At 37.6% G+C, this 13,546-nt stretch carries 14 protein-coding genes, 2 tRNA genes and 2 pseudogenes; 13 read left to right on the top strand and 5 right to left on the bottom strand.

Translation table 11 applies throughout. The features are described from left to right. Positions 1–230: 230 nt before the first annotated feature. Positions 231–1,111, bottom strand: a pseudogene (locus ABWU40_RS04880) (IS110 family transposase). A gap of 416 nt (positions 1,112–1,527) precedes the next feature. Here ABWU40_RS04880 and ABWU40_RS04875 point away from each other — a divergent pair. Continuing rightward, a complete protein-coding gene (locus ABWU40_RS04875) occupies positions 1,528–1,704 on the top strand; it encodes a hypothetical protein (protein WP_182309489.1) in 177 nt (58 codons plus the stop codon). A gap of 288 nt (positions 1,705–1,992) precedes the next feature. Here ABWU40_RS04875 and ABWU40_RS04870 read toward each other — a convergent pair. Next, positions 1,993–2,065: transfer RNA gene (locus ABWU40_RS04870), tRNA-Gly, on the bottom strand. A gap of 173 nt (positions 2,066–2,238) precedes the next feature. Here ABWU40_RS04870 and ABWU40_RS04865 point away from each other — a divergent pair. The 9 genes and pseudogenes from ABWU40_RS04865 (at position 2,239) to ABWU40_RS04825 (ending at position 8,168) form a co-directional block, all read left to right on the top strand. Then, on the top strand, positions 2,239–2,859 hold the full coding sequence (locus ABWU40_RS04865) for a ribonuclease D (protein ID WP_015589270.1): 621 nt from the start codon (positions 2,239–2,241) through the stop codon (positions 2,857–2,859). A 116-nt stretch (positions 2,860–2,975) separates the two neighbouring features. Continuing rightward, entirely contained in the window at positions 2,976–3,299 is a 324-nt protein-coding gene (gene trxA / locus ABWU40_RS04860; RefSeq protein ID WP_006279168.1) for a thioredoxin, read from the top strand. Between the two features lie 42 nt (positions 3,300–3,341). Then, a tRNA-Ile gene (locus tag ABWU40_RS04855) sits at positions 3,342–3,418 on the top strand. Positions 3,419–3,488: 70 nt separating this feature from the next. Continuing rightward, positions 3,489–4,145: a CADD family putative folate metabolism protein gene (locus ABWU40_RS04850; protein WP_141457380.1), complete on the top strand. Its 657-nt coding sequence runs from the start codon at positions 3,489–3,491 to the stop codon at positions 4,143–4,145. Positions 4,146–4,184: 39 nt separating this feature from the next. Then, positions 4,185–4,571, top strand: a complete 387-nt coding sequence (locus ABWU40_RS04845; protein ID WP_353279150.1) for a dihydroneopterin aldolase — start codon at positions 4,185–4,187, stop codon at positions 4,569–4,571. Next, positions 4,568–5,848 (top strand): dihydropteroate synthase, encoded by a 1,281-nt coding sequence (gene folP / locus ABWU40_RS04840; protein ID WP_141457249.1) that lies wholly within the window; start codon positions 4,568–4,570, stop codon positions 5,846–5,848. Before ABWU40_RS04845 ends, folP begins: the two co-directional genes overlap by 4 nt. Continuing rightward, entirely contained in the window at positions 5,845–6,324 is a 480-nt protein-coding gene (locus ABWU40_RS04835; RefSeq protein ID WP_015589265.1) for a dihydrofolate reductase, read from the top strand. Before folP ends, ABWU40_RS04835 begins: the two co-directional genes overlap by 4 nt. A 1-nt stretch (position 6,325) precedes the next feature. After that, positions 6,326–7,063 carry a putative folate metabolism gamma-glutamate ligase gene (locus ABWU40_RS04830; protein WP_015589264.1) on the top strand — a complete coding sequence of 246 codons (738 nt, stop codon included), beginning with the start codon at positions 6,326–6,328 and terminating at the stop codon, positions 7,061–7,063. Between the two features lie 116 nt (positions 7,064–7,179). Continuing rightward, a pseudogene (locus tag ABWU40_RS04825) lies at positions 7,180–8,168 on the top strand (IS630 family transposase). 313 nt (positions 8,169–8,481) lie between these two features. Here the strand turns inward: ABWU40_RS04825 and ABWU40_RS04820 are convergent. Further along, positions 8,482–8,658 carry a hypothetical protein gene (locus ABWU40_RS04820; RefSeq protein WP_182309489.1) on the bottom strand — a complete coding sequence of 59 codons (177 nt, stop codon included), beginning with the start codon at positions 8,656–8,658 and terminating at the stop codon, positions 8,482–8,484. 507 nt (positions 8,659–9,165) lie between these two features. Here ABWU40_RS04820 and terL point away from each other — a divergent pair. Continuing rightward, positions 9,166–10,617 (top strand): phage terminase large subunit, encoded by a 1,452-nt coding sequence (gene terL / locus ABWU40_RS04815; RefSeq protein ID WP_353279149.1) that lies wholly within the window; start codon positions 9,166–9,168, stop codon positions 10,615–10,617. Between the two features lie 240 nt (positions 10,618–10,857). On the opposite strand, the gene ABWU40_RS04810 is transcribed toward terL, so the two are convergent. After that, on the bottom strand, positions 10,858–11,907 hold the full coding sequence (locus ABWU40_RS04810; protein ID WP_015589166.1) for a class I SAM-dependent methyltransferase: 1,050 nt from the start codon (positions 11,905–11,907) through the stop codon (positions 10,858–10,860). Between the two features lie 101 nt (positions 11,908–12,008). Between ABWU40_RS04810 and ABWU40_RS04805 the strand changes: the two genes are divergently transcribed. Further along, complete coding sequence (locus tag ABWU40_RS04805; protein WP_041573529.1) at positions 12,009–12,380, top strand: hypothetical protein; 372 nt, start codon at positions 12,009–12,011, stop codon at positions 12,378–12,380. Next, positions 12,381–12,665: a DUF2610 domain-containing protein gene (locus tag ABWU40_RS04800; RefSeq protein ID WP_010962783.1), complete on the top strand. Its 285-nt coding sequence runs from the start codon at positions 12,381–12,383 to the stop codon at positions 12,663–12,665. It abuts the gene before it with no gap. Between the two features lie 6 nt (positions 12,666–12,671). Here ABWU40_RS04800 and dapD read toward each other — a convergent pair whose 3' ends face one another. Beyond that, the gene (dapD, locus tag ABWU40_RS04795) at positions 12,672–13,502 is read right to left on the bottom strand and encodes a 2,3,4,5-tetrahydropyridine-2,6-dicarboxylate N-succinyltransferase (RefSeq protein WP_015589164.1); all 831 of its coding nucleotides are present in this window, start codon (positions 13,500–13,502) and stop codon (positions 12,672–12,674) included. Positions 13,503–13,546 lie beyond the last annotated feature (44 nt).

Raw genomic sequence — 13,546 nt, 5'->3', positions numbered from 1 at the left:
GTCATATCAACTATGTTTTTTTTAAATTTTTTGAATTTAGTTTTATTACAACTCTTGTTTATAATTTTGTATTTTTATTCAATTAGAAAATGCATTTTTGACAATAAACACCCTAATTTATCATAGAAAAATTTTATATCAAACAACAGTTACTGCTTAGATTTTATGGTTTGTGCTTTAAGTGTGTGTGGACGCACATATTCGTTAACTTATTTCCTATGCAGATTTTTTTAATTCATATTAACTGCTTCTTTAAGCCTGGCATTAGCAATAACCATAATTTTACGCATTAGAGCTTACCATCTTCTTCTTACCACTTTCAATGAGCTTGGAATAAAATGCACCAAGTGCAGATTTGAGCAGCCATTGCAGCCGTTAGTACGAACATTGCTTCTACCGCCTGTTATTCTTCGATAACCAATAGCTTTTCCACTTTCTTTTGGATGCGCCAGCAAGACTTGCTACTTCTTTTCTGTTTAAGTAGCCAAGCTCTGGCATTAAACACAGAAAGTCTTGAGATAACTTTTCCAGGAACTGTTTTAAGGATTTTTTGACGTTGTTGTAACTCACGGCTTTCATCAATAATTTTTTGTATAGTATTATTGAGTTCATCTATTTGACTATTAAAGAATCCGATAGTTTTTTGACAACTTTCTTTTATATGGTCGTTTTCAGGTGCTTCCAGTCTACATTTTTCCTGAGTTCTCATTTGCGTAATGTCATCACGACGTTGACAAAGTGCAACCAAGGTTGATTGTTTTTCAGAAGTGGGGAGAGAGAGTTCCATGACGCATATTGAGCAAGAGCCCTTGCATCTGATTTATCGGACTTTGCTAAAGTTCCGTGTGACAAGATGAAGCTTTTTACTTTACGGGTATTAGCTCGATGTACAGCGATATTCTTGTCAATAAGAAAATGCGATAAACCAATTTCCTGTATTTTCTAAAGTTACTAAAGAATTAGGTAAGATATCTGAAAACTTTTTAAACAATTGTTGCCAACCAGAAGCATTATTATCAAATTCGACAACACTCTTCTGTGTGTGAACCGCAATAACATTTTTAAATTTTCCGATGTCAATACCAATAAAATTTTGATAAGATGTAACCATATTAATAACCTCGATAGTTTATTGATTTAAGATTGTAAACGGGTGCATACATATGTCCCATGCAACTATTCAAACGTATCGAGGGATAGCCTTGATATAAACGGTTGTCAACGCCGCGTCGGTCGCACACGCCCGCTATTCCTATAGTGAGTAGTTCCCTCTTGTTTCTTTTATAACATATTTTTAACTTACAGCCGCCGCGGTATCTCTTAGCCGCTAACAAGCAGCGGGATGACGAGGTCATGCCACCGCGCGAACCGTCATACCGCCGCGGTATCTCTAGATCCCGCTAACACGTAGGGGAATGACGAGGTCATGCCGCCGCAAACCGTCATACCGCCGCGGTATCTCTTAGCCGCTAACACGTAGCGGGATGACGGTTGTCGTTTAGCCATAAACATTAAGAAATTTACCAAATGAAAAAAAAGGCAAAAGAAACCCTGGGGTTATTATCCGCTTTAAAATATTGGCGTTTTTTATGTTTTAAACGCTTGACAAGCGAGATTCAGCCGCTTTTAATTGCAACTAACTTACGCTGCAAATGTTTAAGAAATTTACTAAGCAGAAAAAAAGACAAAGAATCCCCGAGTTAGCTAGTCTTTTACTATCTCTGTCGAGTATTGGCATTTTTTGATGTCTTGTAACGCTTTATAAGCGCGTTCAGCTTATTTAGATAAAAATCTAGATGTAGATGAAGTTTTGTAAAGACATACAGTATCTATATACTGCAAAAAATTGAACATAAGACGCCGATACATTAAGTAATCCTTACCTTTTAATCTGCAGATTGGCGAAAGCAAATACAATAGCTTCAGTTTCATGATAAGGGGGCTAGCGGAGTTTGTCAAGGGATTTTTGACGAAATGATTTTGAAAGTAAAGAGCGGGAGAAGGGGTTCGAACCCTCGACCTCAACCTTGGCAAGGTTGCGCTCTACCAACTGAGCTACTCCCGCAATTAAATTAACCTAAATTTACTTAATTATAGGCATATACAGCAATTTGTAAACCCCCGTGTACACGAAAAATGTGAGAGCCCATAAACTTGTGTGGTTCCTTCTATGATCTTTTCGTATACTTAAGGCTTATTTTTGATTATCATAAGTTTTTAATTATTCCACAAAGCTTTATGGGAATATTTTTATATAAAGACGACTTGCCAGCTAGTTCAATACCAGATGATGTAAGGTCTATAGCTGTTGATACCGAGGCAATGGGGCTACTTCATAGCAGAGATAGATTATGCCTTGTGCAGCTCTCTTTTAATGATGGCAACGCTCACTTAGTTCAACTCAAGAACGATTATACAGCGCCAAATTTGAGAAAAATATTAGAGGATAAAAATATAACTAAAATATTTCACTTCGCGCGATTTGATGTGAGCATAATACGTTATTACTTGGAAACTTGGGCACTTCCGTGCTATTGCACAAAAATAGCTTCACGTTTAGTTCGCACTTACACAGATAATCATAGCTTAAAAGAGTTGTGCTTAGAGCTGCTTGATACCAAACTAAATAAGCAGCAGCAATCTTCTGATTGGGGAAATGAAAATTTAACAGACAAACAAAAAAGTTATGCTGCATCTGATGTTTTGTATCTCCACAGGATAAAGGAAAAGCTAGACTTAATGCTGGAACGTGAAAATAGAAAAGAATTGGCCCAAAAGTGCTTTGAATTTCTTCCTACTCGTATTGAGTTAGACTTAATGGGTTGGGAAAACGTGGATATCTTTAACCACCAGATGTAATAGAAGTTTTTTGTTTGTGCAAAACACTTTAGGGCAATTTTTCAAGCTCTGCGGTAAGAATTTAGTTGATTAACTGCTAATAGATATGCTATATTTTACAAAAATTTAGGTATTTTATGAGTGATGATATTACATCGGTAAATGATCAAAATTTCAAATCTGAAGTCACTGACTATAAAGGGTTTGTTCTGATAGACTTTTGGGCAGAATGGTGTGGGCCATGTAAAAGTCTAATGCCACGTATCGAACAATTGGCTAAAGACAGAAAAGGCAAGATTAAGATCTGCAAATTCGACATAGATGAAGGGACTGAAGTGCCAAGTAAGTATGGAGTGCAATCTATACCCACTTTAATCATATTTCAAGATGGTAAGGAAATTGCACGCAAAATTGGTGCAACAAATGATTTGTCAAGTTGGGTTGATAGTGAAATAAGCTAATAGACAAATTTGCTTTTGTGTGTATTATAAATATTGATAAAAGGGATTGTAGCTCAGTCGGTTAGAGCAGTTCGCTCATAACGAATTGGCCGTAGGTTCGAGTCCTACCAATCCCACCATTGTTAGCATGATCGTAACAATGAGAAAGCTGTAGTATATGAACTATATGTTGATGTAATGGAGGAAATAATGAAATTTACTAAGTCTCTAAATAACAAGTTAGATGAATTGCACTTACTAAATCATCCATTTTACCAGTCATGGAATACAGGAAGCTTAAGCTTGCAAGCTTTACAAACCTATGCTAAAGAATATTATCACCACGTTGCTGCGTTTCCTCGTTACATCAGTGGTATACATTTTTTGTGCCCAGATCTAAAAATGCGACAGGTTTTACTTGGTAATTTAATAGAAGAGGAACAAGGTGATGAAAATCATCCAGAATTATGGCAACGTTTTGCTGAAGGGCTTGGCGTTGCGCGATCTGATCTTCGTGAAAGTGCACAGATTAAAGAGACACAGGAGTTAGTTGATGGTTACTTTGATATTGTAAGATCAGGTTTTGCGGCAGGTCTTGGAGCCTTATACGCTTACGAACGTCAAACTCCAGAGGTTTCTAAGTCTAAAATTGAAGGTTTAAAAAAACACTATTCAATAAGTGATGAGTGTTCTCTTCAATTTTTTACGGTTCATATGGAAGCTGATGAGTGGCATTCTGAGGAGTGTGCAAATCTTATTGAAGATCTAGATGAAAAAGAGCAAGATAAAGTTATGCAGGGTGCTCAAAAGGGAGCAAAGCTCTTGTGGGGTTTTCTTGATGGGATGATAAATGCCAGTGTGTGTTAGTAGTTGTAAGTAGCTTAAACTCAGTGATGTTGGAATGCAATGTCTACATGTAATCTTCTTATATCTGACTTACGGCTTTGGGTTCATTTAGGCTATAGTGCAGAAGAGAAGTATCATTCTCAATTAGTTAGTGTTAATATTGATTTTACCTTTAAATCCCCCCCTTTAGGACTTACAACTGACCGGCTTGAGGATACTATATGCTACTTGGAGGTAGTTCAGAGTATTCAATCTCTCGTTCAAAGCAAGCAATTCAACTTAATCGAGCATTTAACTCATGATATATACAGGACCATTAATAACCTTGTGATGCAAAAAAAGCTTATTATTTCTTCTATAGGCGTAACTATTCACAAAGTTGCACCACCTGTCCCCAGTGTGCATGGAGGTGTTTTCTTTACTTATCGTAATGCGTTGCAAGAATGATTTACATTTCTATTGGCTCAAATATGGGGAATCGCTTTTCCCATTTACAAAAGGCTGCTCAGTTACTGCAGGAACGCTATTTTAAAAATTTAAAATCTTCAATTATTCTGGAAACTAAGGCTATTTTACCAAATGATGCTCCACCTGGGTGGGACAGGCCATTTCTAAATATGGTTGTGTATGGAAGTTGTTCTTCTTCTCCTGAAGAGCTGTTAAAGGGCCTTAAACAAATTGAGTGTGACATTGGCCGCCCGCAGGTCTATGAAAAATGGGCACCTCGCGTTATTGATTTGGATATTTTGTTATGGGATAACCTGACACTTGATACATCCTACCTTAAGATTCCTCACCCAGAATTGATAAACAGACCATTTTTGCTTCACTTGATGGCAATGCTGAGTCCCATGGCAGTAGTTAACAAAACGTTTGGTACTATTAACCCTAACATTAAGGATTGCTTTTTAAGGAGTTTTACGCTTTCACCAGAGCTTGTAGGTATTGTTAATATTACTCCTGATTCATTTTCAGATGGTGGTCTTTATTATGATGCAGATCAAGCAACCAAGCAAGCACTGCAACTGGTATCAGACGGTGCAAGTATAGTTGATCTTGGTGCTCAATCAACAAGACCTGGCTCCTCAATACAAACTCCAAAAGCAGAATATGCACGCTTAAAACCAGTGCTTGATAATCTCAATCAGTATATGAAAGTTGGTGATATTAAAGTCAGCATTGATAGTTTCTGGCCAGACGTTATTTTAAATGTTTTGGAACACTACAACATTGCCTGGATAAACAATCAGAAGGGAGATCTAGATGATAATACCTTAAAAGCAGTTGCTAGTAATGGTTGCAGCATCGTTATTATGCATTCACTTTCAATACCACCACATAGAGACAACATTATTCCAGACGACACTGACCCAATTGATATCATAAATAATTGGGCAGAGAAGAGCATTAGCAGGTTACTTACCCTAGGTTTTGATCAAAGCTCGATAATTATTGATCCTGGTATTGGTTTTGGAAAATCTCTATATCAGAATATCTGGCTTTTATGCAATATAGAAGCATTGCAAAGTTTTGGCTGCAAAGTTCTGGTTGGCCATTCTAGAAAGTCATTTATTTCTTCTTTTTCTACAGAACCTGTCTTTAACCGAGATTTAGAAACAATTGCTTTATCATCTGCATTGCACAACAAGGTTGATTTCCTTCGAGTGCATAATGTGCGTGATCACATGCGATTCTTTGTAGCTCAAGCTGCTTTACAGGGATGATAGTTATCGGAATTATGGCTGTTGATCCCAAGGGGGTAATTGGAATAAATAATGGATTGCCCTGGCATTATCCAAGTGAGTTAGATCATTTTCGTCAGGTGACTGACAAACAAGTTATTGTTATGGGAAGAAAAACATTTGAAACTATGTCTCAAAACATATTAAAGGATCGTATCCCTGTTGTTTTTTCTCGTGACAAATTAAATTCTTGTTTTAACAGAGGAGTAAAATGCACTATTATTTCTTCTATGCAAGAGTTTTTGTCAATCCAAAGTAATTCTAAAGTCTTCATGATTGGTGGAGCACAAATAGCGCATCTTTTTTTGGAGTATGATCTAATCTCAGAATTTATCATAACAGAAATTCACAAACCCTATAAAGGTGATGTATATTTCAACTTAACACTTCTTGATGGATGGCATAAAACTATTCTCACCAAAACGAAAGATTATACTATATGTAGGCTAATACGTTAATATGCATGTTAAAGCAATTTATACCCACCGCATTGAATGTGGGGAAGTATTAGAGCAGGTTCTTGATCGCTATGTTTCAGAGTTGCTAGGAGAGGAAGTTGTTCTTGCTATCACATCAAAAATCATTTCTATTTGTCAAAAACAAGTGGTTTGCAAAACTGCTTGTTCTAAAGAAGAGCTAATCAAAAGAGAAGCTGATGCAATTGTTGATGTAGACCATAATTCTTACGGCATCTATTTAACAATCAAAGACAATATCTTAATTCCATCTGCTGGTATTGATGAATCAAATGGTAATGAAATGTATATTTTATACCCAAAGGATGTTCAGAAAACAGCTCTATCAATATGGAACTATCTCAAGACAAAACACTGCATAAAACATCTTGGTATTTTGATTACAGATAGTAACATAACACCTATGCGCCTTGGGGTTACGGGCGTTGCTCTTGGTTGGTGTGGATTTGAACCATTTTATTCCTATATAGGCAAGCCAGATCTTTATGATCAACCACTGCAAGTAACACAAGTCAATCTTCTTGATGCGCTGGCAACGTCTGCTGTTTTAGTTATGGGAGAAGGGGCGGAGCAAACACCAATGGCAATAATTAGTGGCGCACCAAAGATTCACTTTCTTACTCGTCTGCCAACTACAGAAGAAGAAAAAAGTGTGAAGATATCTATGGAAGAGGACCTTTACTCTCCTCTCCTCATGCGAGCCCGCTGGTTAAAGAGTTAAAGAGGAACTTAAAAATTTGCTATTAGACTTCTTATACCAATTCCTGCTACACAAGTAACGGATAGACAATAATAGAAAAAAAGCCATACTGAAGTAAGTAAAGTAGCGAGGTTTAAATGGCATTAAGATCAAAATTATTGGATGAAAAAGTGGTGGAATCAGCAAAAGAAATGCTGAAGAAAGTAAGAAATAACGCATATGTTGCAAAAAAACTAAATGCTGTAATTGCAGCAAAAAAGCACAGTATAACAGCCGTAGCAAAGATATGCTGCATTTCAAGAAAGGCACTTACTGCATGACCTAAAATTTGGCAGAGAAGAAAAATTATTTGCTCCGCCTCAACGCCGTAGAAAAACTATATTGAATCAAAGTCAACGTGAACAAGTTGAGGTGTGGATAGAGGAAAACCCCAATATTACTATAAAAGAAATGAAAATAAGAATTCAAGAAAAGTTTGGTTTGAATATCAGCAAATCTACAGTACACCGTAATATGCAAAGAATGAAATTCTCATATATCACACCAAGACCAGTGCATAACGGACAAGATAAAAGTAAACAAGAGGAATTTAAAAAAAAATCTTAATGAAACTATTGTCATGTATCCTGAAAAAGAGCTATTTTTCTTCGATGAATCGCGGTTTGGCACACATTCAAAGATTGGACACGGGTGGTTTAAAAAAGGCATTAGGACACAGGTTAAGGTAAAACTAGGTAGGCAAAATTTTTATCTCTATAGTGCAGTTAATCCCAGAAATGGAGAAAGTTCTAGCTCAAACGTCAATACTGATTGTATGAATATATTCCTTGAGCAGATGTCACAATATTTAGGAACAAGGGAGGCATTTCTTATCATGGATTGTGCTAGTTGGCATAAGTCAAAAAATTTAAAAGTACCTAAAAATATCGACATTATATACCTACCACCATACTCACCTGACCTCAATCCTGTTGAGAGGTTTTGGTTATATATAAAACAGAACATTTTGCGTAACAAAATCTACGACACAATTGCTTTGCTTGAGAGCGCTTTGTGCAAATTTATTACCTCTCTTTCTCACTCCACAATTAAAAAACTCTGCAATGCCGCTTATTTGATTCACTAGTAATGAGAATTGGTATTACATAACCATATAACATTGGGAATAGAAACAAAAAACTTGCTTGACACCCTTCGCCAGCCCCCTTATCATAAAACTGAAGCTATTGTATTTGCTTTCGCCGATCTGCAGATTAAAAGGTAAGGATTACTTAATGTATCGGCGTCTTATGTTCAATTTTTTGCAGTATATAGATACTGTATGTCTTTACAAAACTTCATCTACATCTAGATTTTTATCTAAATAAGCTGAACGCGCTTATAAAGCGTTACAAGACATCAAAAAATGCCAATACTCGACAGAGATAGTAAAAGACTAGCTAACTCGGGGATTCTTTGTCTTTTTTTCTGCTTAGTAAATTTCTTAAACATTTGCAGCGTAAGTTAGTTGCAATTAAAAGCGGCTGAATCTCGCTTGTCAAGCGTTTAAAACATAAAAAACGCCAATATTTTAAAGCGGATAATAACCCCAGGGTTTCTTTTGCCTTTTTTTTCATTTGGTAAATTTCTTAATGTTTATGGCTAAACGACAACCGTCATCCCGCTACGTGTTAGCGGCTAAGAGATACCGCGGCGGTATGACGGTTTGCGGCGGCATGACCTCGTCATTCCCCTACGTGTTAGCGGGATCTAGAGATACCGCGGCGGTATGACGGTTCGCGCGGTGGCATGACCTCGTCATCCCGCTGCTTGTTAGCGGCTAAGAGATACCGCGAATGAATCGCGGTATGACGGTGTAGATGATGGTTAAGTAATTCGTCATCCCGCTGCTTGTTAGCGGGATCTCTTGTTAGCGCCGCGGCGGTATGGCGTAGGATTGTTGTCATTCCGCTACTTGTTAGCGGCTGAGATACCGCGGCGGTATGACGGTTCGCGGCGGCATAGTAATTCATCATCCCGCTGCTTGTTAGCGGGATCTAGAGATACCGCGACGTCTCACCTATAGCCTTCAGTGCTCCTTTTTTTGTCATCCCAGCGTCACGCGTTGGTTTCAACATTATATCATGAACTTTCTAAAATTCATTGAGTTATGCTTTCAAACGGTAGTGCCGGGGTGTGAGTATAACGATTATCAGTATATAAAAGTCATAGCAGACAGGCTGGAAGCAGCGAGCGCTGGTGAAGTGAAACGAATAATATTCAATATGCCTCCGCGCTCGATGAAGTCCATGTGCATAAGCGTTGCGTGGCCCGCATGGATACTGGGAAACCAACCAACTGCGAGAATAATAGTTGCAAGTTATTCTCAGCGGCTCAGCGAAAAGCACTCGCTCGACACCAGGTGCGTGATGCAGTCTAGTTGGTATAGAGCGCTATTTCCAGAGATAGAACTATCCAAAGACCAGAATACAAAATATAAATTTCAAACAGTGCAGAGAGGATACAGAATCGCAACATCAGTTGGTGGAACACTAACTGGTGAAGGTGGTGATTTTATCATTGTGGACGATCCGCTCAGTTCTGCTCAAGCTTTGAGTGAAACGCTTAGAAAGCGTGCCACAAACTGGTTTGATCAGACTTTAGTAACCAGGCTGAACGATAGAAAAAAAGGAGTCATCGTTCTTGTAATGCACAGGCTACACCAGGAGGACTTAACTGGACACCTTCTCTCCAAGCCAAAAAACATATGGCATCATATTTGTTTGCCAATGATTTCTGAAAATAAGCAGGTTATTTATTCAATCAAAAAGCCAATACCTCCCGTTCCTATCATCCGAGTAGCTCAGCACTGTGCGACCAGGCGATTATATAATAAACCAGCGTCACCTGTAAGGATATTATATTCAAGAGAAGAAGGTCAGTTGTTATATCCCCTCGATGGAGGAAAAGAAGAAGTTGAGATAATAAAAGCTGAACTTGGGAGTTACGCTTTTGCTGCTCAATATCAACAAAACCCTCTGCCGCTTTCAAGTGGTATAATTAAACCAGAGTGGTTGAAACGCTATAAAAAATTTCCTGATAATCTCTCGCATATAACACAAAGTTGGGATACTGCGGTTTCAACAAGCGACATGAGCAACTTTAGTGTCTGCACCACCTGGGCAAAAATAGATAATAAATTCTATTTACTTGATGTATATCGCGCAAAGCTTGAGTATCCAAAGCTTAAAGAACAAGTTTTATCACTAGCTGCAAGATGGTCACCACACGCGATTTTGATCGAAGCCAAAACAAGTGGTCAGCAATTAGCACAAGAGCTGAAGGCAAACAGTCATTTGCCCATTATCGAAATAGTGCCACATGATGGTAAGCTCGCTCGATTCCACCGGATTGCTCCGATGATAGAGTCTGGCAGGATTATTTTGCCGCATCAAGCAGTATGGCTAAATGATTTTGAGTATGAAATTTTAATGTTTCCAGAAACGCGCCACGATGATCAAGTAGATAGTACCGTGCAATATCTCCAGTGGGTGAGAAACAGTACCTCCAGGGTTGCAGCTATACGAGCATTGTGATTTGAGTCTACCAGTACTGGGATGACAGCTAGGAGACAACCGTCATCCCGCTGCTTGTTAGCGGGATCTAGAGATACCGCGAATGAATCGCGGTATGACGGTTCGTGGTGGTATGACAGTTCGTGGCGGTATGACGGTTCGCGGCAGCATGACGATAAGCTCGTCATCCCGCTACTCGTTAGCGGAATCTATGCTGAGATATCGCGGCGGTATGACGTAGGGAAACCTTTCTTGGGTTAGCTATATCAATAGCATTGCTTTAAAAAGAGTGCCCATATTTTCAGTCAACCTTAGGAATTCACTAAAGATCCTATTCTTTTGTTCATCACTTGCGCTTTTCATTAAAGCCTGGGTTCTTTCTTTTATGCCAAAAAGATATAAAAATTCCCTTTGAGTTAAAATCTCACAATCTACATGCTTTAATGAATCTCTTAACGCTTGAAAGTTCACAAGTGCGGTAATATCACTATTACCAACATTCTCAAGAAAATTAGCATACTTATGTTGTTTTATCGATTGCAAAGTGCTCTTATATGCGGGGTATACATAACCGTAATCTACAATCAAAGCAGCTCCTTTATTATTATATATCTTCTTCTCAAGTTTTTTTAATATTTCAACCCCAACTGAACATATTTCCACCACTGCACCATTAAAGAATTTTCCATTTGTCATCTGAGTAGCTGACACTGGAATCCATGATTCTTTTTTTCTGGATTCCAGTGTCACGCACTGGCATGACACCAAGAGACTGCCATCATCTTGTTTTGTCACCATATTTTCATACCACTGCCCATCGCGGTAAACAAACTGATCTACCGGAAGAGCGTCAAAGAACTCATTTGCTAAAAAAATGGTTGGTTGTTCTGGTAGGTTGTCAATATTTTTGTGCCAATTAACATCTAAGCTTTTTAATTTTTCCTTTTGTATCTTCCGTAAAGTAGGGCTTATTTCAACTAAGTGGATCAACATTGAATTAAAAAAGCTGCTGTATTTTTTAGTGACTCTTATTATATCGTGAATGAGTGTTCCTTTGCCTGGCCCAAGTTCAACTAGAGAAAATTTTGATGGCTTTCCTAATTTTTCCCATGTATGCATTATCCAAACTGCAATTACTTCACCAAATAATTGGCTGATCTCAGGTGCGGTAGTAAAATCACCATCCTTACCAAGCGGTAATTTACTTGTATAATAGCCGTATTTTTCATGGTACAAAACGGCATTCATGAAATCACTGATGGATATTGATCCTTGACTTTTGTCAATTAATTCGTGTATATAAGTGAGCATGTTATTAATAAATGTTTAACTATAGCGTGCCATAATATAAAATAGTAGAGTATTTATATATATAGTATACACTTAAGTTTGTGAGTAATAGTGCTTCAGTTATGGACGACAAAAACACCGATTATGTTGTCCTTATAGCTCAAGATGATAGTATTGAATACAAATTTGAAGAAGCTGTCAATTTTATAGAAAACAAGGTTATAAATGCTGATGGGCTAACTTTAGCGGAAGTGTTTCAAGTGCTAGTTCAAATGCTAGATGGTGATCTAGCATTGGTAAAAAAAGTACTAGCATATGCTAATATTATGGCAAAGCATGGAATGAAGGTAGCAAAAGAGTCGCAATTAAGCAGAGCTGATGTTCGCCGAGCTTTGGAAGGTAGAGAAAGTGTTGTCAATAGACAAGATTTTATAAAGAAACCACCTCTTCCACCTGCTATAAAATCGACCAAAAAGAAAAGTAGAGGTCTTTAGATGGCTGAATCTATAAAAAAATTTACTGTACAATGTGACTTCAAAGGACAAAGTTCACCTTTTGCAATATACATAGGAAATCCAAAAAGTGATGCTCATCCAATTCATCATCAAGATTCCTGGCTTGTAAAAGAACGTGGAGGGAATATTCCTAATAAAGTAAAAGAAAGTCTACAAAAATTATATAAACTATCTCAAGAAAATGGAGTCTCTTTCTCAGAGTTATGCGCGTATGCCATTACTGTAGTTAGTAATAATGATAAAAAAAGTGACGACAAGGAGTAAGATAGTTTAATCCCTCAATATTTCATTTATAGAGATTTTCGATCTCGTCTTTTCATCCACTTTTTTTACTATGACTGCACAATAGGTTGAAATATTATTTTTAGATGGAATAGACCCTGGTACCACTACAGAATAAGGTGGCACTTCGCCGTAAAATACCTTGCTAGTTTCTCTATCAATAATCTTTGTTGATGCCCCAATAAACACACCTATGCCAAGGACTGATCCTTCTCTCACTACCACACCCTCGGCCACTTCGCTACGTGCTCCAATAAAGCAATTATCTTCTATAATGACAGGTGAAGCTTGAATAGGCTCAAGAACTCCACCTATTCCCACTCCACCGGAAATATGACAGTTTTTTCCTATTTGCGCACAGCTACCAATCGTTGACCAGGTATCTATCATTGTTCCTGAATCAACATATGCACCAACGTTGATAAAACTTGGCATTAGAACAACATTTGTACCTATATAAGCAGATCGGCGAACAAAACACCCAGGAACTGCTCTAATTTTTAACTGGCGAAATTTCTCCTCATTCCATTCACTAAATTTGTTACCGATCTTGTCAAACCAGCAATTAGTATTATCTATTATTTTATTTTCTTCGGTGAGAAAATGTAATAATATTGCCTGCTTTATCCACTTATGTACTACCCATTCTCCACTTGATAGCTTTTCTGCTACTCTAATTTTGCCACTATCAAGGAGCTCAATTACCTCTTTAATTGCTATTCTTGCTGTTTTCTTTAGATTACAGTCATTAAATTTTTCTCTATTTTTCCAAATATCTTCTATCTCACTCTGTGTTTTTTTTAGTTGCAAACCTTCCATTTGTTATATATATATTGATATTAAATTTGTAGCTCGTATCATTT

The sequence above is a fragment of the Wolbachia endosymbiont (group A) of Cydia amplana genome, from assembly GCF_964028495.1.
Taxonomy (GTDB): Bacteria; Pseudomonadota; Alphaproteobacteria; order Rickettsiales; family Anaplasmataceae; genus Wolbachia; species Wolbachia pipientis.
Note: the sequence above shows the minus strand (reverse complement) of the source record. Positions and strands in the feature narration are given on the sequence as shown.